General features: G+C 41.7%; 13 protein-coding genes. 4 read left to right on the top strand and 9 right to left on the bottom strand.

What is annotated here, in order from left to right:
* Positions 1-59 precede the first annotated feature (59 nt).
* The 4 genes from J4E76_RS18440 to J4E76_RS18425 form a co-directional block, all read right to left on the bottom strand.
* Complete coding sequence (locus J4E76_RS18440) at positions 60-1,169, bottom strand: family 10 glycosylhydrolase (RefSeq protein WP_208506271.1); 1,110 nt, start codon at positions 1,167-1,169, stop codon at positions 60-62.
* Positions 1,148-2,236 (bottom strand): carbohydrate-binding family 9-like protein, encoded by a 1,089-nt coding sequence (locus tag J4E76_RS18435; RefSeq protein WP_208506270.1) that lies wholly within the window; start codon positions 2,234-2,236, stop codon positions 1,148-1,150. The genes J4E76_RS18440 and J4E76_RS18435 overlap by 22 nt, the downstream gene beginning before the upstream one ends.
* Positions 2,237-2,323: 87 nt before the next feature.
* Positions 2,324-3,427, bottom strand: coding sequence for a hypothetical protein (locus J4E76_RS18430; RefSeq protein WP_208506269.1), 1,104 nt, complete (start codon positions 3,425-3,427; stop codon positions 2,324-2,326).
* 163 nt (positions 3,428-3,590) lie between these two features.
* Positions 3,591-4,982: a sodium-dependent transporter gene (locus J4E76_RS18425; protein WP_208506268.1), complete on the bottom strand. Its 1,392-nt coding sequence runs from the start codon at positions 4,980-4,982 to the stop codon at positions 3,591-3,593.
* 125 nt (positions 4,983-5,107) lie between these two features.
* Between J4E76_RS18425 and J4E76_RS18420 the strand changes: the two genes are divergently transcribed.
* Positions 5,108-5,671: a peroxidase-related enzyme gene (locus J4E76_RS18420; protein ID WP_208506267.1), complete on the top strand. Its 564-nt coding sequence runs from the start codon at positions 5,108-5,110 to the stop codon at positions 5,669-5,671.
* 47 nt (positions 5,672-5,718) lie between these two features.
* Positions 5,719-6,972 (top strand): DUF819 domain-containing protein, encoded by a 1,254-nt coding sequence (locus tag J4E76_RS18415; RefSeq protein WP_208506266.1) that lies wholly within the window; start codon positions 5,719-5,721, stop codon positions 6,970-6,972.
* Here J4E76_RS18415 and J4E76_RS18410 read toward each other — a convergent pair.
* Positions 6,969-7,235, bottom strand: coding sequence for a hypothetical protein (locus J4E76_RS18410; RefSeq protein WP_208506265.1), 267 nt, complete (start codon positions 7,233-7,235; stop codon positions 6,969-6,971). The two genes, J4E76_RS18415 and J4E76_RS18410, sit on opposite strands and share 4 nt — an antisense overlap.
* A 31-nt stretch (positions 7,236-7,266) precedes the next feature.
* Positions 7,267-8,220, bottom strand: a complete 954-nt coding sequence (locus tag J4E76_RS18405; RefSeq protein ID WP_208506264.1) for an OmpA family protein — start codon at positions 8,218-8,220, stop codon at positions 7,267-7,269.
* A 134-nt stretch (positions 8,221-8,354) separates the two neighbouring features.
* Here J4E76_RS18405 and J4E76_RS18400 point away from each other — a divergent pair, with 134 nt between their 5' ends.
* Positions 8,355-9,224, top strand: a complete 870-nt coding sequence (locus J4E76_RS18400) for an SDR family oxidoreductase (RefSeq protein ID WP_236017547.1) — start codon at positions 8,355-8,357, stop codon at positions 9,222-9,224.
* A gap of 114 nt (positions 9,225-9,338) precedes the next feature.
* Here the strand turns inward: J4E76_RS18400 and typA are convergent, their stop codons facing one another.
* From typA to J4E76_RS18385, 3 genes are all read right to left on the bottom strand, one after another.
* Complete coding sequence (gene typA / locus J4E76_RS18395; RefSeq protein WP_208506263.1) at positions 9,339-11,144, bottom strand: translational GTPase TypA; 1,806 nt, start codon at positions 11,142-11,144, stop codon at positions 9,339-9,341.
* A gap of 122 nt (positions 11,145-11,266) precedes the next feature.
* The gene (gene folE / locus J4E76_RS18390; protein WP_208506262.1) at positions 11,267-11,962 is read right to left on the bottom strand and encodes a GTP cyclohydrolase I FolE; all 696 of its coding nucleotides are present in this window, start codon (positions 11,960-11,962) and stop codon (positions 11,267-11,269) included.
* A complete protein-coding gene (locus J4E76_RS18385; RefSeq protein WP_208506261.1) occupies positions 11,925-12,332 on the bottom strand; it encodes a 6-carboxytetrahydropterin synthase in 408 nt (135 codons plus the stop codon). The genes folE and J4E76_RS18385 overlap by 38 nt, the downstream gene beginning before the upstream one ends.
* A gap of 296 nt (positions 12,333-12,628) precedes the next feature.
* Between J4E76_RS18385 and J4E76_RS18380 the strand changes: the two genes are divergently transcribed.
* A partial coding sequence (locus J4E76_RS18380) for an SMP-30/gluconolactonase/LRE family protein (RefSeq protein WP_208506260.1) occupies positions 12,629-25,680 on the top strand: 13,052 nt, incomplete at its 3' end.

The following is a 25,680-nucleotide window of genomic DNA, read 5'->3' as shown; positions in this document are numbered from 1 at the left end:
ACTAGATTACTTGAACGATAAAAGGCCCCGACCCCCGAAGTTTCGGGGCGGGGCCTTTTTTATTTAGAAGCTCTTAGATTTTCTAATACCTTGGCTTTATCCTCATTTAGGAGACCATAGTCGTAAAACGCTAAGCCATTCGATCCACCAGCCTTTGCGGCTTCGATCATAGCTGTGACATCTTCTGTAGTCTTTTGGCTTAGGTATTGTGCAGTGTAAAGCGGTTTTGAGCCTCCAAGCGCCTTCACACCTTCAGCTGTCGCGGTTCTAACAAAGTCCAATGGCTCAGCATAGAACTGGTAATAGATCATAGGGAATACAAAGTCTAGATCCCATTCATCCCAAGCCTGACGTACAAACTTGCGAGCCAGATTTGGGGTGGCAAATACTGATGCAGATAGTTTTTTATTTCTGGAGTGAACCTCCTTCGCAATTCTATTGACTAGGTTGGTAATCGAATCATACCTAAACTGTAGCCATTGTTCATCCTGACTAGGGTCTTCAAGGTCTAGAGGGTCATAACCACTTTCAGATTTGAATTTATTACGACAAGTATCGCAATAGCAGAAGTCGAACTCTGGCATTTCATGATCTTGAACAAGGTCGTATTTCTCCCATAAACCTCTTGGGAGAATAACATCGCAGTAACGAACGTAATCTAACTGTACGCCATCCAAGCCCTCAACTTCGGCAATATCAATCATACCATTAATGATATAGTCCTGGACTTCAGGTTTTGAAGGGCACAACCACTGATAGTAGCCAACATAGGGGTTTACATCGAGGCTCGAATCTCCATTTCGGCTTACGGCATACCATTCAGGGTGTGCCATGGCTTCTTTGTTTCCTGGACGATTCATAACCCATTGCCAAGAGTGGATTTCTAAACCTAATGACTTAGCCAATGGGACGGTTGTCTTAAGTGTTTCGACATTTCCACCTGCCAGTACACCATGAAAGCCAAGTTCACTTAATCGGGTGAATTGCTCACGCCACTCTTCCTCAGGTTTATTGGCTCCACCGCCAACCCACATCCAAAGTTTAAAGTCTTCAGGCGGGTTTGATTGGCAAGACGAAAAAAGAGTCGGAGTTGCGGCTATGGCGAAGGAGCCCAGTCCTAGTTGCTTAAGGAATTTTCTTTTATTCATTACTTTTTTATTTCTTTCCATAGTCTACCAGATTCATTAATGTGCCAAATGATAGACTTATTAAATGGGTGCTGCATAATGGCATGATAGCGATAGACATCAGCTTCAATTTCCCACTCAATTGTTCTACCAATATTGAAAACCTTGTGTTGAATTAATGCCTCTTTGTCGTTACTGTAAGGTTGCTTTTCTCTTCTCAGAGCGATTTGCTGCCTATGAACATCAAACAATAACTGCCTCACTTCTTCAGACCCAAAGTCAGACACGAAGTCAATATTTTCTCCAACTGGAATATCATAGAAAACGACCATACCCCAGAATTCTGGTTCGTGCATAGCGATTGCTCTTTGAGGAGACCAGACCCAATTGTGCTCGGGTAGATTTTTATCTGTTTGAGGATCTTTTTTCTTGAAATAGGACCTTCCCTTAACTTCTGTTTTCCATTGCACTCTTGAGAAATTAACACGCCAGACATCGTTGTTTTTCGGAGGAACTGAAGTGCGCGTAGCTTCTTTAAGTGCTTTCCAGGGAATGGCAACTTCTACAGACCAACCCTCATCTTTATCACTGGGATCATTCAGTGTTCCATTGATGTTTACAGCTGATTTTAGTCCCTTGATATCCCAGTTATTAATGGCATGGCCGTTATCTCGATAAGGTTTTGTCAGAAGTAAGTCCCAAACTGTATTAAAGGCATTAACCTCATATTCATAATAGTTGTGCGTATCTCCGTCAGGGTCAATGAATATCTCAAAGTCATTATCATGGAAAATCACAGCATCACGTTCGGTGAGTTTGGCCCATACATGCGGCTCTTCCATTTCGGCATAGAAGTAAAAGTACTTGTCGTCCCAGAGCATCTTGACTCTGGTTTTATAGTAGGGGGCAGGCTTTTTGTCACCTTCTATATCAACGAAGTACTCACTCCAAGCTGCATTTTGCCAAGAATCTTCATCTCCTAGTCCGTCAACAAAAACTTCACTAATAGTCCGCTTGGCTGCATAGGCTCTACCCTCGATCAGCCTGATCTGTCCGTATGAAAGATGAATAGATAGGATATAGAATAAAACGATAAGACTTTTTTGCATAAGGCTTCCTCTGAGAGAAGACCATCAATATCTTAAAAACTCATGAATTCTAAAGCACCAATTGAATAATAGATGTTTGGTGAGTGACTAATTAAGAGGTATCCGAACTAGTCCCTTTCTGGCCCGCCATCGGGCATAATTAATGATAAACCACATTTGACCATTTTGTGCTGCTGTAAAGTGATCTTTTTGACTATTGCCATAGTAAGACATATAATTTGTCTCGCTGATCACATTATTGTTCAAGTGAACTTCAAGGCCCATAAATTTGCCAACAAGTAGTGTAATGTAGTTCAAAACAGAGGAGTTGTCGGTCAGTTCCGATACGCTATCCCCATAGCCATATTTAATGCCCTCTGGATGGTGGGTGGGAGGAGAGTCACCATAGTCGACTCTATATTCCCATCGCGGTTCAGGAAGGGTGGATTTTGGTAAGGAGAAGTGATAATGGTCGGGAAAATTGGCCCTTGCAACAAATTGATTGGCACCTCGTTTGCCGAGCCAGAAGTTTACGTATGTTTCAGGGTCCCAGTAATACTCACGCTGCCAAGTTTCAATCGGCTGAGCGAATTGCTCATATTGGCCGTTATACCTGTTGACACCTTTTTCGGCTAGAGTTTGACCTGATTCATCAACCTCTGCAAGAACAAATGAGAATAGACTGGATTGTTGCCGGGTGCTACCAGGGTTGTCCGGTCTGAAGAGTAGTTTGGAATTGAGTTTATCAAGAAACTCTTGAGTCAATTCACTCATGTTGCCTGACTCATTTTCTGATATATGAAAGATGACAGGTATTTCTACCCGTTGGTTTTCTAAAACATATATGATGTGGTTTTCTACTATTACCTCATCAATAAAAAGTTGAAAGAGATAACTGCCTGATGTTTCGGGAGTAAAAGTATAAACTCTTTCTTCGTTTGACACCACTTGCCCATTCTGTTTTACCGATGATCTGGCTTGCAGGTTTTCAATTATACGACCGTATTCATCGAAAAACCCAATATTGAATGTTGCTGTAGAGTGGCCATCAGCAACCAAGAAAGAAGCATTACTAGAGAACTCTATTCTATTGGCGTGTTCGAAGGTGGGTTGAGGTTCCTCGTTTTCACAACTTAAAAAGGTTATTAAGCATGAGTATAGGAATAATGATGCTACTAGATGTCTTCTAAAAACCGACCTCTTTATCAGCATTGCGAAAGAGCGGAATGTTAATGATGTGAATAAAAGAAGGCAATTTGCTTTAGTACCCATATTAGTAAGACCTTCTATCTTCTCATAACGCTACATAGTTCAAAAAAAATATCCCCAACCAATTCTGGAAGGGGATGTAAATAAGGATATTGTTTTTACTCTTCTAGAATAAGCTGATCCCAAAGAATTTGAACAGCACTGTCAAGACGAATACCACTCCAAGAACAAAAGGAGCAAGGTATGAGATGGCAAAGTTCAGATACTTCTGGACAAAAGAACCTTTATAATTGGGAGAACCCTCAGCAAGCTCGTCATCCAAATTGTGTTTTTTCCAAACGTGAGCTGCAAAGAAAGCGATCATACAGCCACCCAGTGGCAGTATACTGTCGTTTGCTACAGATGCTATAAAAGAAAGGAAATCTGTATCTGTACCTCCTTCTTTGTAAGTAGTGAAAGCAGTGCTAAAGAAGTCAGAATAGCCGAAACCGAGCAAAGATGGAATACCGATTACGAAGATAATGCCCGCTACAATCCACACGGCTCTACTTCGTCTGATTTTTAATTCGTCAACAGCATAGGCCACAGGTACCTCAAGTAGAGATACGGTGGAGGTTAATGCAGCAAAACAGAGCAATACAAAGAACAAAGTGCCAACAAGTGGTCCGATAGATCCTAGTGTTCCGAAAATTGTTGGTAGGGTTACGAATATCAAACCAGGTCCGCCAGCGGCGCCTTCCATGGTTCCTCCGCTCATAAAGCCTATAAGAGGGAAGATCATCAAGCCAGCAATAACTGCAATGCCAACATCGGCTAAAGTTATTAGTGCCGCTGCGGATACTATATTTTCTTTTTTGTTTACATAACTACCGTAGGTAATCAATGCTCCCATACCTAATGACAAGGAGAAGAAAGCTTGTCCCATGGCATTGTAGACAACTCCTGCATTGATTTTGGAGAAATCAGGAACGAGGTAAAAACGAATGCCGTCCATTGCATTGGGAAGGGTGAGTGAGTAGATAACCATGCCCAACATCATTACTACCAAGGTCGGCATTAGCATTTTCGCTGCCTTTTCGATACCACCAGAGATACCTCTAGATACCACAAGGGCCGTTGTGGCCATAAATGCCAAGCCATAACCACCTACTTTGAATATCTTTAAAGTATAGGCGCCAAACTGTTCTCCACCTCCAAAGTGACCTGCAGCCATTTCGAAGATATATCCGAAAGCCCATCCAGCGATTACATTGTAAAAGGAAAGAATTAGTATACCGGCTAATATGCCCAGTTTTCCAACCCAATTCCAGTTTTTATAACCTAAGGCCGTAAATGCGCCTACAGGGTTTTTCTGAGTCTTTCTTCCGATTGCGATCTCAGTTGCCATTACTGGAAAGCAAAGGATAAAGCAAAACATAAGGTAGATAACTACGAAGGCAGCTCCGCCTCCTTCGCCAACCTCAAAGGGGAAACCCCAAATATTTCCTAAACCTACAGCAGAGCCTGCTGCTGCTGCGATAAAACCTATTCTACTTGAAAAACCTCCTCTGGGTGCCATTCTGAAAAATTTTGAAATCCGAATATATGGGATTCTTGTTTCCTATGGTTGCAATTCGCCAAAAAACTCCACCATCAGACTGTCTAATGACTTGTTTGCCTTAATTTCAGGGTAAATCCTATGGTATGGCATTTATAAAAGTAATTGAGCATCAAGAGGCTGAAGGAGAATTAAAGGAAGTCTACGATCACCTTTTGGAGACAAGAGGCAAGCTTGCTGAGGTTCATAAGATTCAGAGCTTAAACCCTAGGTCTATTATGAATCATATGGACTTGTATATGACAATTATGTTCGGCAAATCTCCACTTAAGCGATATCAGAGAGAAATGATTGCTGTTGTAGTTTCTGCGGCCAATGATTGCGAATACTGTCAGGTGCATCATGGTGCTGCATTGAATCACTTTTGGAAAAATGAAGAGAAAGTAAATCAGCTTTGGCACGATTACAAGTCTGTTGAGCTTTCCGAAGTAGATGCTATACTCTGTGGTTATGCTTTCAATTTGACCGTTAATCCCGGAAGAGTAAAAGAAGAAGATTTTGTAGGCCCATTGAAAGCTTTGGGTCTGGAAGAACGGGCTATTTTGGATGCTTCTTTGGTGGTGGCTTATTTCAACTTTGTCAATCGTCTAGTGCTAGGCTTGGGAGTTGCTTTGGAAGAAGATAGAGGTGAAGGTTACAAGTACGACTGATATCTTTCAGGAAAAACTCCTATTATTGGTGTTTTGAAAACCACTCCATGGAACCATTCTTTACTAATGACGCAATAGTACTCGGACTACTTATTATAATAGTAGCAGCAGTCTTTCATACTTCATCTTCTTCAAACCCTAAATGGAAGAAGTTCTATACGATTGTACCTAGTATTCTTCTTTGCTATTTTCTACCGGGCCTTCTCAATTGGCCATTAGGTTTAGTTTCAGGTGAAGATTCAAATCTATATTTCGTGGCTTCGCGCTACTTGCTTCCTGCTAGTTTGGTGCTGTTATGTTTAAGCATTGACATAAAAGGTATTATCAACCTAGGGCCAAAAGCAGTCATAATGTTCTTTGCTGCCACCGTTGGTATCGTATTGGGAGGTCCATTGGCAATCCTCATTATATCTACAATTGCTCCGGATGTGTTGGATATAGGAAGTGGGGAAGAGGTCTGGAGAGGTTTGACGACTGTTGCTGGTAGTTGGATTGGTGGAGGTGCCAATCAAGCCTCTATGAAAGAGATCTTTGGTGTAAGCGATAGTCTCTTCGCAACCATGATCGTTGTCGATGTGATCTGTGCTAACATCTGGACTGGCTTTCTGCTGTACGGGGCCAGCAAAACTCAAAAGGTTGATAAGTGGCTGAAATCTGATACTACGGCAATCGATGACCTCAGAGATAGAGTCGAAAGCTATCAAGCTAGTATTGCAAAAATTCCAACACTGCCTGAAGTGATGACTATTTTGGCAATTGCTTTTGGAGGTACTGCCTTGGCACATTGGGGTGCTGATGTCATTGCTCCACTCATGGAGGCGCGCAGCGAGTGGTTAGCTAAGTATAGTTTAGAATCGCTGACTTCGGGCTTCTTCTGGCTGGTAGTCATTGCTACAACAATTGGAGTGGGTTTGTCTTTTACCAAAATGAGAAAGTACGAGGGGGCAGGAGCTTCAAGGCTTGGGAGTGTGTTTATCTTCATTCTTGTAGCAACCATAGGAATGCGAATGAATGTGGGTGAGATATTCGATAACCTAGGTCTATTTGCTATCGGTATTACCTGGATGCTCTTCCATGTGATAATTATGATTGTGGTGGCCAAACTAATCAAGGCGCCATTCTTCTTTGTAGCCGTTGGTAGCCAGGCCAATGTCGGAGGAGCCGCGTCAGCACCAGTGGTGGCATCTGCTTTTAGTCCAGCATTAGCACCTGTTGGAGTGTTACTAGCAGTCTTAGGTTATGCGCTCGGAACCTATGGAGCTTTACTTTGTGCCCAGTTAATGGCAGGCGTTTCTCCTTAAGCTTGAGATCGACTGTCAATTTCCGCCTGTATCTTTTTCTGCATAGGGCCAAAAGCCATGATAGGGTAGCCAATACCGATAATAAGGGTTAACCCAATCACTGGATACAGTTCGCTGGTTTCTTTCCAAATAGAAACCCCTATAGCAATTGAAGATGTAATAAGGCACAGAATCAAGATAACTTTCTGAATTGCCTTGAACTTCTTTTGCTTTTGTTTAAGCTCTTCTATGCTGTGGTCTGCAAACTCATTTCGATCTGACATGGACTATAAATCTTGTGCTTAAGATAATTGTTTAATAAGTCTCCAATAACTGGAATAGCTCATCCAACTTAGGTGTCAGAATGATCTCAGTTCTTCTATTCAGCGCTTTGTTTTCGGCAGTTGTGTTTTCCGCCACTGGTGAGAACTCTCCACGACCAGAAGCGGTGATTACTTCCGAGCTAATGCCATTGTTGACCAAGATTCTTACAATGGAAGTGGCTCTAACAACACTTAGGTCCCAGTTATCGGCAAACTTGCCAGATCCTGAAAGAGGTACGTTGTCCGTGTGCCCTTCGACCATGATATTGATATCACTATTACCGCTTAAGGCATTGGCTAGTTGTTTTAATGCACTTTCACCCTTTGAGTCTACTTTGGTACTTCCTGAGTTGAAAAGTAATTTTTCCGCAAGAGACACATAGACTTTGCCATTTTTTACCTCTACAGATAGATCACTAGCTTGAAAGTTTAATAGCGCATCCGTTACACGTTTCTTGAGTTGTTGGACAGCCTTATCCTTTTCAGAAATTAATCTTTCGAGCTCAGCTACTTTGGCTTCACGCTTGGATAGGTCAACGGCAAGTTCTTCATTTTTCTTTCTTTCAATTTCAAGATCATCCTCAATTGCCAATAGTCTTTGTTGTTGCTGAGCAAGATCAGTATTGAGCTGGCTGCTATTGGTCAATAGGTTATCATAGAGTTGCTTAACGCGTGTATACTCACCCTGAACGTCTTTGAGTTCTTTGCTCACCAAATCAAAATCACTTTGCAAGGCCGTATTCTTTCCTTTAAGATCTTCAACCTGCACTTCCAGTCGCTTTGCTTTTTCGTTCACAACGGCAAGCTGTTCTTGAAGACGAGTTTTGTCATTTTCAAGAGTGTTCTTTTCGCTTACCACGGTATCAAAATCCTTTTTGGCAACACAAGAGCTTAGGAAAACTAGAAGAATGGACAGAAGTGCTGTTTTATTGAGAAAGGTCTTCATGAGATAAAATTACTTGTACAAATATGAATAATTCGCATGAGATTGTCATATGTTATGTGCTGATCGGGAAGTATAAAAATTATGCTGCATGCATAATATTTTCTAACTTAAAGCCACTGATTTAACGCTTTGTTATGAGAACAGATGGAATGCTAAAAGATGATGCCTTAAAGGGACAAACGATTATAGTTACGGGTGGCGGAACCGGGCTCGGAAGGGCCATGGGTAAGTATTTTCTTGAACTTGGTGCCAACCTTGTGATTACTAGTCGTAAGATGGAAGTCTTGGAAAAGGCGGCTCAAGAACTTGAAGCTGAAACCGGAGGTAAAGTTTTGCCTGTTCAATGCGATGTAAGAGACTATGAGCAGGTAGAGAATGTTCTAGCAAAGACTGAAGAGCGCTTTGGACAGATTCACTGTCTCTTGAATAACGCGGCTGGAAACTTCGTCAGTCCTACAGAAAGGCTCTCTAATCGAGCATTTGATACCATCATTGATATCGTTTTAAAGGGTTCAACGAATTTCACGCTTGCCCTTGGTAAAAAGTGGATTGCAGCGGAACAAGCTGGTACTGTTCTAAATATAGTAACCACATATGCATGGACGGGATCTGGATATGTTGTACCGTCTGCCTGTGCAAAAGCGGGAGTGTTGGCAATGACACGTTCTTTAGCCGTAGAATGGGCTAAATACAAAATCAGACTGAATGCCATTGCCCCGGGACCGTTCCCAACGGAGGGCGCATGGAGTCGCTTATTACCTGGCGACTTGATAGATAAATTTGACCCGGCCAAGTTAGTACCCGTGGGAAGAGTAGGTGAACATCAGGAGCTTGCCAATCTTGCAGCCTATTTGATGTCAGACTTCTCTTCCTATGTAAATGGTGAGGTAGTGACCATAGATGGCGGAGAATGGCTAATGGGGGCAGGAGAGTTCAGTCACCTCGAAAAAGTACCACAAGCGATGTGGGATATGCTAGAAGCCGGTAGAGGAAAAAAGTCATAGGCCCCAAGTTACTTTGGGGCTATTGGAAAGCTAAGCGTCAGTTGAAGAAGACGGATTTATAAAAAAAGGAGCGAATTAAGATTCGCTCCTTTTTAATGTGTTTTTGAATTTGACTTAAGCCAAGGTCTTGGCCATCTTCATCCTTGTATGCTCATCAAGGTGAATTTTTCTCATGCGAATGCTCGCAGGAGTGATTTCAAGATATTCATCTTTTTGGATGTATTCCATGGATTCTTCTAATGAGAATCTTCTTGGAGGTGCAATCTTAGAATTACTATCCGAACCAGAAGCTCGCATGTTGGTCAGTTGCTTCCCTTTCTGAATGTTTACAACAATATCGTTTTCACGATTGTGCTCGCCAATTACCTGACCTGTATATAGGTTTTCTCCTGGTGCAACAAAGAAATAACCTCTGTCTTGAAGCTTGTCAATTGAATAAGGTGTTCCAGGTCCATTTTCCATTGAGATCAATGATCCATTGATACGACCTTTAATCTCACCTTTAAATGGTTGGTATTCTTTGAACCTATGATTCATCACAGCCTCACCGCCTGTGGCAGTCAAGACATTATTTCTTAAGCCGATCAACCCTCTCGATGGGATATCAAACTCTAAGTGCTGCTGATCGCCCTTTGGCTCCATGATCTTCAACTCGCCCTTACGCTGAGTAGCAAGTTCAATTACTTTGCCTGAAACCGCATCTGGTACATCAACAACAAGTGTTTCAATAGGCTCGCAACGCTGGCCATCAATTTCTTTAAAGATTACTTGAGGTTGTCCTACCATCAATTCGTAGCCTTCACGTCTCATCGTTTCAATCAAAACTGACAAGTGAAGAATCCCACGACCATAAACCAAGAACTTGTCTTCAGAATCAGTTGGGTCAACACGAAGTGCTAGGTTCTTCTCAGTTTCCTTTATTAAACGATCTCTCAGGTGACGAGAGGTCACGAATTTACCTTCACTACCAAAACCTGGTGAGTTATTGATAGTAAATAACATATTCATAGTAGGCTCATCGATGGAGATACGTTCAAGTGGAGCTGGACTTTCAAAATCTGTGAGCGTATCACCAATTTCGAAGTTCTCAAGGCCTACAATAGCACACAAATCACCCGCTTTTACTGAGCTTACTTTTTGTCTGCCTAAGCCTTCAAATACTTGAAGTTCTTTTATTCTAACGCGTTGAATGGAACCATCGGCTTTTGTCAAGCCCATTGATTTACCTTCTTCTATTGTTCCTTGATAAACTCTACCAATAGCGATTCGACCTACAAAGGAAGAATAGTCTAGTGATGTCACCTGAAACTGAGGTGTTCCTTCAGGAGATGGCGCTTCAGGGATCACATCAATGATCTTGTCCAATAGGGGAGTTATCGAGTCAGTTTGCTTTTGCCAGTCATCACTCATCCAACCCATTTTTGAGGAACCATACATGGTTTCAAAATCAAGCTGTTCTTCCGTTGCATCCAAGTTGAACATGAGGTCGAATACTTGCTCATGAACTTCATCAGGTCGGCAGTTCTCTTTGTCCACCTTGTTAACCACTACAATAGGTGTAAGACCAAGGGCTAAAGCTTTGCTGAGTACAAAACGAGTTTGTGGCATAGCACCCTCGAAAGCATCTACTAATAATAGGACACCATCCGCCATTTTTAAAACACGTTCTACTTCGCCACCAAAGTCTGCGTGACCAGGAGTGTCAATAATGTTAATCTTAACACCATTGTAAGTGACGGAAACATTCTTGGAAAGAATAGTAATCCCTCTTTCTCTTTCTAAATCATTATTATCTAGAATGAGGTCGCCCGACTCTTGGTTCTCCCTAAAGAGTTTTGAGGCGTGTATAATCTTGTCTACCAGAGTGGTTTTGCCATGATCAACGTGTGCTATAATGGCGATATTTCTAATGCTTTGCATGGATGCTTTCTAATTGAAGCCGCAAAGGTAAGCTTTTAATGTGAATCCATGATTAAGAATTCAAAATCAAGTGAATCAAACTAAGTTGTTAAAAGTGATTCACTTGATGGTTAGGAGTGGCTTTACTTTAATTTGTTACTGATGTAGGTCAATAACTCGTTTTTGGTGCCTTCCTCTTTAAACTTACCCTCGAATTGTGCTGTGACTGTACTGCTATTGACATCTTGCACCCCACGAGAGGATACGCATAAGTGTTCTGCATCAATGATTACTGCTACATCGTCAGTTTCTAAAATGCTCTTTAGCTCATTCGCAATTTGAACGGTAAGTCGTTCTTGAACCTGAGGTCTTTTTGCATAATAGTTGACGATACGGTTGATCTTCGATAAGCCGATTACCTTTCCACTAGAAATGTACGCTACATGAGCTTTACCAATGATTGGTACAAAGTGGTGCTCACAATTAGAGTAGAAGGTAATGTCCTTTTCAACAAGCATCTCGTTGTACTGATACTTGTTTTCGAAGAGTGCCACCTTGGGTTTATTAGCAGGATTCAGTCCGCTGAAAATTTCCTGAATATACATTTTAGCCACTCTCTTGGGGGTTCCGCTTAAGCTATCATCTGTTAAGTCTAGGCCCATTATTTCCATAATGTCTCTGAACTTATCTTCGATCAAATTCATTTTGAGCTCGTCATCCATGTCGAATGCGCCTTCCTTCAGGGGAGTGTCATAGCTGGTACCTATGTGCTCATCACCAATTTCTTCTACTGTCAAACCGTTAAGCTGGGTATTCAACATAGTTTCGTTCTGTTTCATAAAGTGTCACTTTCAAATCTAGGTTAGACTCGATTTTATCTCTTAGAATGTTATAAATCACGATGACAATGTTCTCAGCGGTAGGGTTGAGTTCCTTGAATTCAGGAACATCAAGGTTTAAATTCTTGTGATCGAACTTACTGGAGACATGCTTTTTGATTAGATCACTTAAAACCTTCATGTCATAGACATATCCGGTGTCAGGATCAGGTTCTCCACTTACTTTTACTATCAGTTCATAATTGTGACCATGATAGTATTTGTTGTTACACTTCCCGAAGATGGATTCGTTCTTTTCTTCAGACCAATTCGGATTATGCAATCTGTGGGCAGCATTAAAATGCTCCTTTCTAAAAACCGCTACTTTCATTCGTGATTGTTTAAATGAGTAAGAAGTTTGCTTACTACTCGCTTTGCTTCACAATCACATTAACAAGAGTTGAAAGAGATTTGTTCAATGAAGATGAAAGTTTAATTCTAATGAAGAAAAATGCTTAGCCAGGCTTGGATTTGTGGAGATTTTAATTCTATGATTTTTCAATTTACCATTCATCACTTCTTAAAATAGATTAAATAAAAATCAAAATTGTTAAAACGAAGAGTTTGCTGTTTGATGCATTCCAGCTTATTTTAAAATCCAAAATAGGATGTATGTTTCAAGATATTATGAAATTATTTCAATTACTCTTTTTCTCATTTATCAGCACTTCATTAATAGCTCAGAACAGCATCCCTAAGGTCTTATCTGTTGAGAAATTTGCTGGTACTACTTCCACTAGAGGGGATGTGAATGGACAAAAACTGAGTGCCCAATTTAATGAGCCGATAGATATGGCAATCACCTCGGCAGGAGTAATTTATCTGGCTGAAGAAAACGGGTCATCTATTAAGACCATTGATATTAACGGAATAGTATCGGATTTTGTCGGTAGCTCTGGAGATGTTGGTTTCATCGATGGCACTGGTGCATCGGCTCGTTTTAATCAGATAAGAGGAATTGCCCTCGATGGTAACGGGAATATCATCGTAGCAGACAAGGATAATCATGCTGTTCGAAAGGTTACTCCTGCTGGTGTTGTTACGACCATAGCTGGTAATGTCGCGGGGTTTCAAGACGGTAGCTCATCAAGTGCTTTATTCAATAAACCCGTAGAGGTTTTGGTAGATAATAGCAACAATATTTATGTGGCTGATGCTCTGAATTATAGAGTCAGAAGAATTGATTCTAATGGAAATGTGTCCACAGTGGCTGGGACAGGAACGAGTGGTTATTTAGATGGGAATGTTTTAACAGCTACTCTGGATGTGCCAACTGACTTTGCCTTCGACTCCAAAGGGGACTTGATAATTGTCACCTATCATGCTGTTAGACGATTGAACCTTACTACAGGTACCTTATCAACTATTGTTGGCAGTGCAACAGCAACAACCCACACAGATGGGAACAAGGATGTGGCAGGCTTTGGTTTTATGAATGGCTTATTACTGGATGAAGGAGATGTAATCTACGTTGTTGATAGGCATTCGATTCGACATATTTCCCAAGATGGTTTTGTGACTACGATTACAGGTAATGCTGTGCAGGGAGTTGATAATGGCTCTCCGTTGTCATCACGTTTTAACTTTCCAAGAGGAATTGTGAAAACCTCTGAAGGTCATTTTCTTGTGGCTGATAAGGCTAGTCACGTAATAAGAAGAGTTAACCTTGATCGACAGGCGCCAGTATTTACTTCATCTGTGGTCACGAGTTTTCTAGAGAATGGTACTGGTACAGTGTACACTGCTTCGGCCACAGATGCGAGCACAATCACTTACAGCCTTGGAACTAGCAATGACGAAGGTCAATTTAATATTGATGGTAATTCAGGGGTGGTTACTTTCAAAGTAGCTCCTGACTTCGAGGCTCCCGCGGATGCAAATGCAGACAATGTCTATGTGTTAGGGATCAAGGCTACTGATGGTGCTAATACATCCAGTATAACAATACAAATCCAGGTGGCCAATGTGCAGGAATTTAATCCCATATTCTCAACCACATCAGTCACAGGCATAAATGAAGGCACTGACTACAAGTATGAGGCAAAGGCCACAGACGCGGATAATACTGGACTTTTTATAAACGTAACGACCAAACCTGGCTGGATTGATATAGAACCAGATTTAGAGGTTACAACTTTGGCAGGTAAGCTACCAAGTAATTTTAAGAATGGTTCCGCGAATGATGCTGTATTTAATCAACCTCAAGGGTTGACATTCGACAATGCGGGTAACTTATATGTAGCCGATGCATTGCATAACCAAATCAGAAAGGTATCGCCAGACGGAACTGTATCTACTTTTGCGGGTACAGGATTAGCCTCTTTTAAAGATGGACCTGTACTCATGGCAGGGTTTAATAACCCGACAGATGTCGTGTTTGACTCCAATGGCAATCTATACGTGGTTGACCGTAATAATCATGCCATTCGCAAGATAGATACGAACGGAAATGTAACTACCGTTGCCGGAAACGGTAGAAGTGGGTTATTGGATGGCAAAGGGGTAAATGGTCAATTCGACTTGCCTAATGACTTTGCGTTTGACAGTTCCGAAAATTTGTTTGTTACTACTTCCACTAGAATTAAAAAGGTTGATCAAGCTGGAAATGTTACAACGTTTTTTGGTGGTGGAAATGGAGATGTGATAAAGAATGGAAGTATCGACCGACTACGAAATCCGCTTGGTATGGCTATTGATAAGGATGACAATCTTTACTTTGGTGAATCTAATGGTTTGATAACTAAAGTGACGTCTCAAGGTGTGGGTGTCACTTTTGCTGGTACTGGAACTCCTGGCTTTCAAGATGGAGTGGGAACCAACGCCCAGATTGGTAGTGTCTCAGCATTAATGTTTACTTCATCGGGGGATCTTTATTTTTCAGATGCCAATAACTTTAGGGTTAGAAAAGTTACACCTGATGGTACTGTGAGTACTGTGGCTGGAAACGGAAGTAACACAGGCACTGATGGCCCTATTGGCACTGCCAGTATAGAAGGTGCTCGAGGTTTGGCAATCCGTTCCAATGGTGATATTTATTTCACGGATGGGTCGAGAAAGGTGAGGCGTGTTACAACTGGAGGGACTGTTGAATTCGTTGCAGGAAAAGCCATCGTTTCTGGGTCTCAAGGTAATGATGGGTTAGGTACTAATGCTACTTTCTCATTTCCTAATCGGTCTGCTGTCGACTCTAATGGGAATCTTTATGTGACAGATCAATCTACTGGAATTAGAAAAATAACTCCTGAAGGTCTGGTAACCACCTTTTCAAAGGGTTTTACTGGATCCGTATTTGATATATTTATCGATGATACGGATCAGATCTTCTACACAGATGTACTAAGCAATGTCATCAGAAAACTAAACTCTGATGGTACCTCTACCTTGGTTTTTGGAAAGGAGGGGCGTGGTTTTGCCGATGGAAATAGTATAGATGCGCTGTTTAGCAATCCTTATGGTCTAGTCATCGATTCTAACGGCAACTTTTTTGTTGCAGATCAATTGAATCATAGAATTAGAAAGATTACACCATCCGGTATTGTATCAACTTTTGCCGGTAGCACATCAGGACATCAAGATGGAAACGGTTCTCAAGCCCTTTTCACAGGTCCTAGTGGCTTAACAATCGATAAAGATGACAACTTATATGTGGCAGACCGAGGCAATAGCCGTATACGCAAAATAACTCCTGTCGGCATTGTTACTACCATTGCAGGAAGCGGAACCTCTTCACAAAATTTAGATGGATTAGGTACAAGTGCCTCTTTTGTGCTCATTGATGATATTGATATTGATAAATCAGGTAACCTTTGGGTAGCCGGAGGGAATGTCATTAGAATAATAAGTCCATCAGGAAGGGTGACCACAGTGGCAGGAACAGGTCAGGCCGCCTTTAGAAATGGAAAAGGGAGCGAGGCCGAGTTCTTCTCGTTACAAGGAATTGAGGTTGCTGATGGTGTGGTTTATGTTACTGACCGAGGGAATTCATCAATTCGTAAAATATCTCACTCAGGCATCACTTTGAACGGAAACACCGGTGGGCAGGCCGGAGATCATAATATTGTGATTGAGGCTACTGATCAACAAGGTGCTATGACAAAACAAGAGTTCACCCTATCAGTTTTTGCCAATGGTGATTTCGCGCCTGTATTTACGTCTGGGCTTTCACAAAACTTCTTAACATTGACCACTGGTACAGCTTATCAGGCTATTGCCACAGATACAAAGGCCATCACTTATCAATTAGGAACTAATAATGATGAAGCCCTTTTTGATATAGATGCTTCAAATGGAAATCTTAATTTCAAAATACCCCCGAACTTTTCGAGTCCGCAGGATTCCAATAATGACAATAAATACTTGGTAGAAGTAATAGCTAACAATGGTACTAGATCTACGAGTCAAATAGTTACCATAAGTGTTATCGCACAAATAGTAAATGCCGAGCCGGTAATCACATCTAACCCTGTCACTTCAATTACCGACAACACTAGTTACCGATATGAAATCAAGGTTAATGACCCTGAAAACGATGTTACCACCGTTTCCTCAAGTACTTTACCAAGTTGGATGAGTTTAGAACAACAGCCTCTTGGTACAGTGACAACTTTTGCAGGCTCAGGAGTGTCAGGCACCTCTGATGGTACAGGGTTGGCTGCTCAATTTAACCTGCCGTTGGGTCTGACAATTGATCAGTCTGATAATATTTATGTCGCTGAGTTGACCTCTAAAACAATTCGTAAGATATCTCCAACTGGTGAGGTTACAACTTTTGTAGGATCAGCATCAAACTTTACCGAAAAGGACGGAACGGGCAGTGACGCTGGCTTTTCAGGACCAATTGGAATGGCTTCGGATGCTTTGGGTAACTTATATGTCTCAGATAATACTACCAGCTCCATTCGCAAAATTACTCCGAGTGGCGTTGTGACAACTATTGCGGGAACTGGAGTTCGAGGTTATATGGATGGGACAGGGGCTGCAGCTCAATTTAGTGAGCCAAAGGATTTAGCTGTTGATAGTAAAGGCAATATTTTTATTGCAGACCATGGAAATGATCGTATTAGAAAAATAACACCCACTGGGTTGGTAACGACATTTGCTGGTTCAGGAGAAAGAAAATTAATAGACGGAGTAGGGACGAGTGCCGCTTTTAACAGACCTTTTGGAATAACGATTGATGGTTCAGATAATCTCTATGTGGCAGACAATAATAATCATAGTATCAGAAAGATTACGCCTACTGGAATTGTCACAACCATTGCAGGAAATGGTGTCGAAGGCTATGTAGACGATACTGGAGCTGCTGCTCGATTTGACAATCCCGCACACTTAAGCTCAGATGCTGTTGGTAACTTGTATGTGGCCGATTTCGGGAACAAAAGAATTAGAAAAGTTACTGTAGATGGAAAAGTCACAACCTTAGCAGGATCAGGTGTCGATGCCAAAACTGATGGAACGGGCTCAGAAGCTGCCTTTAATGGGCTTTTCGGAATTGTGTTGGATAGTAAAGGTGATCTTTTTATCTCCGAGTCGAGTAGTCGCGTGATTAGGAAAATGGTGATTTCCGGCACACTACCAGTTTTGATAGGCAATACCAAAGGACAAGCTGGGAGTCATGAAGTCACGATTGAGGCTACTGATACAAACAATGGAAAGGCTATACAGAGTTTCACTGTCAATATTTCAAATACTGGGCCTGTATTCATGCCTTTGCCAAACATTTTTCCATTGGTTGAGGAAAATAGCGCGGGAACAGTCTTTACCGCCAAAGCCCAGGATAGCGATAATATAAAGTATGTTCTTGGGTCTAACTTCGATGAGTCTTTTTTCACTATAGATCAATCGACAGGTGTTTTGACATTTAAGAATGCACCTGACTTTGAAAACCCATTGGATAGCGATAAAAACAACTCCTATCTGGCACAGATTTATGCTTTTGATGACAGATCTAATTCTGCCAATATCCTTGTACGTGCCTTAATGAGCAATGTGGATGATCAGGATCCTTCTTTTACTTCCGTTCCGGTAACTTCTGTAAATGACAATGCTAACTATGAATATGTCATAAAAGTAGAAGATCAGGACGGTGAACGCCTTCAGGTTTCCGCGGAGAGCCTCCCGGGCTGGTTGACTTTAGACTCGCAGCCTGATGGTGTCACAACCACCATTGCAGGGTCTGGTGAGAAGAAACTGTTAGATGGAAATGGGCTGTCGGCAGCTTTTTCCAGTCCACGTGATGTTGCTATGGATTCTGAGGGAAATATTTTTATCGTAGACTCTCAGAACAATGCAATAAGAAAAATGGCTGTGGATGGCGCTATTACCACTTTTGCTGGCAATGGGCAGCAAGGGTCTGCTGATGGTACCGGAGCGTCAGCGACTTTCAATGGTCCAAGGGCGATAGTGATTGATAAAGACGATAATCTCTACATATCTGATTCTGGAAATAATAGAATTCGGAAAATCACAAAGAGTGGACAGGTAAGCACTTTCGCTGGAAGTAATGGAGGTTTTCAAGATGGTCAGGGGACCTCAGCTATGTTCAATTCTCCTAGAGGCCTAGCGATTGACGCTAATGGAGTAATCTATGTAGCAGATGGTTTCAATAGTAGAATAAGAACAATTAGTCCATCAGGTGAAGTTGCCACTTTGGCTGGCCAGGGCGGCTTCGTTTACCAAGATGGTACGGGGACTGCAGCAGGTTTTTCATTTCCGCAAGATGTGGCTGTTGATAATCAGGGCAATGTGTTTGTTGCAGATTGGGGTAATTTCAGCATTCGTAAGATCACTCCAAGTGGTGTTGTCACAACTATTGCTGGCCTACCTGACAACCTCGGTTCTCAAAACCACCCGTCAGAAGATGGTATTGTGACTGCAGCGTCTCTTAATGGACCTCAGGGCATTGTGGTGGATAAAGAGGGTAATATCTATGTGACAGAGTCCAGAAGAGGAAATGTTAGAAGGGTTACTCCAGGAGGAATAGTCACCACGGTCGCAGGTAATGATATTGGAGGCTATGCCGATGGCACAGGACCAAACGCACTTTTTAACAGTCCGGATGGTATTCTTATAGATAAGGAAGGAAACCTACTAATTGCCGATGCTGGTAATAATAGGATAAGGAAGGTAACACTGGGTCAAGCCAAGTTAACGGGCAGTGCTGTTGGCCAGTCTGGTGATCACTCAGTAGCTCTCAAAGTGAATGATGCTGAGGGTGCTGCTGTGATGCAGACCTTCACGATTACTGTGAATGATTTGACTAAACCTGTTTTTACCTCTGGTTTGAGCGTCTCAGTTAAAGAGTCCACAACATTGCCAGTGTATACTGCTAAGGCAACTGATGCCAATGCGCTAATCTATGGTCTGGGTAACTTGAAGGATGAGTCAAATTTTAATATTAATGGGGTTGATGGTTCAATAAGATTTAATACTCAACAGGATTTCGAAAACCCTGTTGATGCCAATTCCGATAATGTCTACATCTTAGATGTGACAGCTAGTGATGGTACGAATACCGCAACTCAGGAGATTTCCATTACTGTAACTAATGTTGATGAAGGGAGTTTGTCCTTTATTTCAGAACCTACGACCACTGTCTCAAGAGACGAAAACTACAGGTACCTTATTGAGACTACTAGTCCAAACGGGAACTTATCATCAATTAGTGGGACCAACTTGCCACCATGGCTTAGCCTCAAATCTCTTGCTGAGGTAACCAGTTCCAATGGTGGGGGAACTGCTATCACACAAGATACAAATGGTGACTTTTATATTCTTGAGGATCATCAGGTTAAGAAAATTGATCAGGCTGGAACTATCACAGTAATAGCAGGTTCTGGAAATTTCGACTTTGCTGATGGGGTAGGCACGTCAGCATCTTTTGCTGAGCCATCAGCAATAGCGATTGGGCCAGATGGAAATATCTATGTTGCGGATACGAGAAATAGTCGTATTAGGAAAGTCACTAAGGCTGGTGTGGTTACCACTTTTGCCGGTGTAGGACCTGTTGGCTTTGATATTAAAGATGGAGGGGCAAATGTGGCTTCATTCGTTTGGCCCCATGGCCTGGCCTTTGATAGTCAAGGAAACCTCTTTGTTTCAGACAGCAGGGCTCAGAACATCAGAAAAATTGATCCAATAGGAAATGTCACAACCTTCGCGGGAAAAGGAATTGAAAGGTTTATCAATAGAGGAAACGGACCTGTACTGTTTGACTTAGACGGAGGGTTTGCAGATGGAATAGGTCTCAATGCTAAGTTTGATGCTCCTATGCATATCGCCATTGATAAAGATGATAATCTGTATTTGGCCGATTCCAGGAATCATAAAATCAGGAAAATTAACCCAAATGCGGAGGTTACGACCATAGCGGGTTCAACTCAAGGTGATCTTGATGGAATGGCTTTAGAGGCCCAGTTCGATCTACCGAACGGGGTAGCTGTTAATTCAGATGGAGTGGTTTTCGTTGCACAGCTGGGAGGAAATGGAAGAATTAAGTCAATTTCTACAACTGGTACGGTGGTGACGGTGGCTGGAGGCAATGAGGTAGGTGATTTAGATGGTATCGGTACGGACGCTACATTTTCCAGTCCTGCAGATATTCAATTGACTATGGCTGGAGATCTTATAGTCCCTGATAAGCTCAACGCTAAATTGAGAAGGTTCAGACTTGTGGAGGTGCTAACAGGTAACCCTTTTAATCAAGTGGGGACTTATAATATTTCTCTGTCCGCCTCTAACCTGGAAGGTCAATCTGCAAGCCAAGACTTCACACTGGAAGTGAAGGATACAAATAGTCCGTCATTGAGTGAAATTGTTAGAATCAACCCGGCAGATCAACTCATAAAGGCAAAGAGAGTTGGCTTTAGAGTTAAGTTTAATGAAAAAGTCAAGAATGTAAGCGCAGAGGATTTTGGTTTGACAGGCCTAGGAGGGACAATTTCTTCTGTAGTCAAAGATGTTTTTGAAGATTCAGTCTACTATGTAAATGTGGATGTTCCCAATGGGTCAGGAAAATTGGAATTGAATCTTCTACCGGGAAATGACATTGTAGATCTTGAAAATAATCAGGTCTCCAGTTTGAACCCTATAGGAACCAGAGAATACTATTTTATAAGACCGAATAATGCTCCTTCAATAAGCTCTTCTCCATTATTATTTGTGAATGATAATGAAAACTACAATTACCCATTGTCTTTCAATGACCCAGATTTCGACAGGTTGTTACTGAGTAACTCCTCTTTACCCAGCTGGTTGAAACTGACAACCAATTATACAGTATCAACTCTAGCAGGAAGTGTCAGGGGTTTTCAAGACGGTTTAGGTTCTGAGGCTAAATTTAGGAGCCTATCTGATATTACTACGGACAGGGAAGGAAATGTGTTTGTAACTGAATTAGGGACAAAAATGTTAAAAAAGGTCACACCGCAGGGTTTAGTTACAAGCTTTGTGTCTCTGACTGGAAGAGAAACAGATCCTAGCGGAGGCGTGACTGGAACTCAGTTGGACATGACCGCTATCACAGCTGATAATCATGGTAACCTAATTGTTGCGGGTGAGTATAGATCAAACAGCGAAAGGTATTTTCGGATCGAAAGAATATCCTCAAGAGGAGAAAGAAGGGTTATTGCTGGTGGTCCTGGTGATAATTTCGTCAATGGTCAAGGAAGTCAAGCAACGTTCAAAAAAATTAGTGATTTGGCAATTGATAATTCAGGTAACATTATTGTTGCTGATGAAGGAAATCATCTCATTCGAAAAGTCACCCAAGTCGGAGTTGTAACGACAATTGCAGGTTCTGTTCAGGGTTTTCAGGATGGTACTTCAAATGAAGCCAGATTTTCAATACCTAGAGGAGTAACTGTTGATAGCCAAGACAATATTTTTGTTGTTGATTATTTAAATAATAGAATTAGAAAAATTGACAATAATGGGACTGTAATAACCTTTGCAGGCTCAGAATTTGGGGACCAAGATGGGCAAGGAACAAGTGCCAAATTGGGTAATCTTTTCGGTATTGCTATCGACTCAAATGATAATATTTATGTCACCCAGAATGGAAGTAAACACAATATTAGAAAAATAGATTCTTCTGGTAAGGTGACGACAATTGCCGGAAGTACTTCTGGTTTTCAAGACGGTTCGGCTGATTCTGCATTATTTAATGCAGCAATTTTTATAGTAGTAGATAATGCCGATAACATTATAGTGGCCGATTTGAACAACTTTCGTCTAAGAAAAATATCTAAAGAATATACTTTAAGCGGCTCAGCAATTGTCCAAAAAGGTAATCAAATCGTAGATCTAGTTGTTTCTGATGATTTTGGTGGTCAAGACCAGCAACGTTTTGCAATCAAAATCAATGATGTAACAAAGCCAGTTTTTACTTCTGGGGAGACGATTAGCTTCACAGAGAAAAGTGCCACGGTGGCGTACACGGCTTTGGCTACTGATACCAATACTATTACCTATAGCCTAGGGTCTGCGAATGATGAAGGACTATTTAGTATTAATGCAATCAATGGGGATGTGACGTTCAAGGTTCCTCCTGTCTTTGATACTCCATCAGATGCAAATGCTGATAACATTTATGTTCTAGAGGTAATAGCAAATGACGGCAGTAATGTGGAACCTAAAATGGTTACTATCAATGTCAGACCTTTGGATGATATTGCACCTGTGTTTACTTCCGTAGCTACATCAGACTTCTTGGAAAATAGCACTAGTACAGCTTATCAAGCCATGGCTACTGATGTCAATGCCATAACTTACAGTTTAGGTACGAGTAATGATGAAGCACATTTAAATATCGATGCTGCAAGTGGTGAGATTACCTTCAAATCGTCACCAAATTTTGAAGACCCGAAGGATGCAAATACAGATAACAGTTACATTTTAGAAATTATAGCAACTGATGGAAGAAATACCACAAAACAACTTGTGACCATCAAAGTGAATAATGTAAGTGATGTAAAACCGGTGTTTACATCCAACCCTGTTACTAATGCGAAAGAAAGTGAGGAGTACAGGTACTTTGTTGAGGTTTCGGACTTAGAAGGTGAAAGGGTTACACTATCCACATCTAATTTACCAGATTGGCTAAGTTTGAAATCTTCTATTCTTGGGGAGGTGACTACTGTTGCCGGGAATTTGACTAGTACTATTAAAGATGGTACTGGATTGGAAGCTTCGTTAAACACTCCAGGAGGAGGAGCCTTTGATTCAAAGGGTAACTTTTACGTGGCAGATCAAGAGAATGATAGGATTGTCAAAATCACTTCCGATGGTCTAGTGACAACTTTTGCTGGAACGGGTATTGGAGGCTTTAAGGATGGACCGAAAGAGGAAGCAATGTTCAATGCACCTATTGGAGTAGTTGTGGATAGTAAGGATAACCTGTTTGTAGCCGATGCAGCCACACTTAGGGTTAGAAAAATTGACCAAGCCGGCAATGTGACCACCTTTGCCGGTTCAGGTGAATCAGGTTCAATAAACGGTATTGGTGTAAATGCATCATTTCGAAACCAAAGGGCCATAGCAATTGATGCTCAGGACAATATTTATGTAGCTGACCAATTCACAATCAGGAAAATCACTCCAGTTGGAGAAGTAAGTTTGTTCGTGGGAGATCCAAATGACTTTGGTACTGCGAATGGTAGTCATGAAGTAGCAACATTTGGACGTATTGGGGGGCTAACATTTGATAAGGAAGGGAATCTTTATGCCAGTGATGTGACCTCTCACCGAATCAGGAAAATTACTCCAGGTAGAGTTGTTTCAGACTTAGCAGGTAGCGTAGAGGGATTTACTGATGGAGTAGGTCAAGCCGCTTCCTTCCGTTTTCCATATGGGCTTGCCTATGGAGCTGATGATCATATCTATGTTACCGATGCCGGCAATGCTGTTGTCCGAAAAATTTCTTTGGATGGTACTGTATCTGGCCATATAACTACCGGAGGTTTGTTTGAGGTCCCAAGAAACTTAGCGTTTGATCAGAGTGGAAACCTCTTTGTGATTGATTATACCACCGGAATTATATACAAAGCTGCAAATGAAAACTCAGTGCAACCATTTGCGGGTGGTACGAGACAGGGCTTTGATGACGGTCTTGGATCTGCCGCGAGTTTTGAGCGGCCCTTTGACGTTGCAACAGATAAGGTCGGTAATATCTATGTTTCCGATAGTAGGAATCATGCGGTTCGAAAAGTAGATGTGAACGGTGTTGTTTCTACTCTTGCGGGCACAGGCCAAATTGGGAATAATGATGGCTCTGGAAGTCAAGCCACCTTTAATGACCCTTTAGGAATAGCGGTGGACAAAGACGGTAATGTCTATGTAGCCGATTCAAGGAACAAATCTGTCAGGAAGATATCTCCTATAGGTGTTGTGAGTACAATTGCAGGTGCTACTGAAGGAGGTGGATCATCACCATTTAAGTCAGTTGTTGATGTAGCTGTATCTAGTGATGGGACAGTATATGTGGCCGATGAAGCTGGTCATCAGGTTTTTAAAGTTGATCTAAGTGGTGAGGTTACAGTTTTTGCTGGTGATGGAGTTTTCAGATCCAGAGATGGGCAGGGGCAAAGTGCCTCCATTTCGTTGCCAAGATCAATGGCCATTGATAAAGACGGTAACCTGTATATCATAGAAGGTCTGACAAGTTGGTTGAGAAAAATTGATTCAGAAGGCAATGTAACAACAGCTCTTGGGAACAATGAAAATCCAGTGATTGATATCAAGGGAGCCCCTTTTGAGTTGGTATCGCCATCCGGGCTGGCCATTAGTGATGAAGGGGTGTTTTTTATGGCTGATCAAACAAAACAACATATAGTCAAGGTAGATGGCCGAGTTGCTGAAATTTTAGCAGGTTCAGGGATTAGAGGTGCTTCTGATGAGATTGGGACTAACGCCAGTTTTAGTATTCCTAGAGGAGTAGCTTTAGACCCATATGGTAATGTAATTGTTGCTGACCTTTTGAATCATAGAATTAGGAGAGTTTCATCAGGGAAAAATATTCTTAGTGGTAACCCTCTTGGACAATCTGGTGATCATTTGGTGACCGTACTCGCCACAGATGAAGGTGGTAATACTTCTGAGCAGTCCTTTTCAATTACTATTATTGATGATATCAAGCCTGTGCTTACCTCAGGCACTATCGTAGACTTTGTAGAGAATGGAACAGGCACAGCTTACACAGCTGTAGCTATAGATGCCAATGCGATTACTTATAGCTTGGGCACGGGTAATGACGAAGGCCTATTCGATATTGATGGATCTACAGGAGCAGTGACCTTTAAGGCTGTTCCAGACTTTGAGTCTCCAGCAGATGCTAATACTGACAATGCTTATGTGCTAGAAGTCAAAGCAAGCGATGGTGTCAATACAGTTTCCCTGACAGTAACCATTACCGTAACAGATGTTGATGACACTGACCCTGTCTTTACTTCGGCCACTACAGCCAGCTTTGTAGAGAATGGAACGGGTACGGCCTACACTGCTGTAGCTACAGATGCCAACGCAATTACTTATAGTCTTGGTACCAGTAATGACGAAAGCTTATTCGATATTGATGGATCGACAGGAGCAGTGACCTTCAAAAGCTCACCAGACTTTGAGTCTCCAGCAGATGGAAATACTGATAATGCCTATGTATTAGAAGTCAAGGCAAGCGATGGTATCAA

Origin of the sequence: Roseivirga sp. E12 (assembly GCF_017592825.1) — a bacterium.
GTDB lineage: Bacteria > Bacteroidota > Bacteroidia > Cytophagales > Cyclobacteriaceae > Roseivirga.
This window is presented reverse-complemented; position numbering and strand designations above follow the sequence as displayed.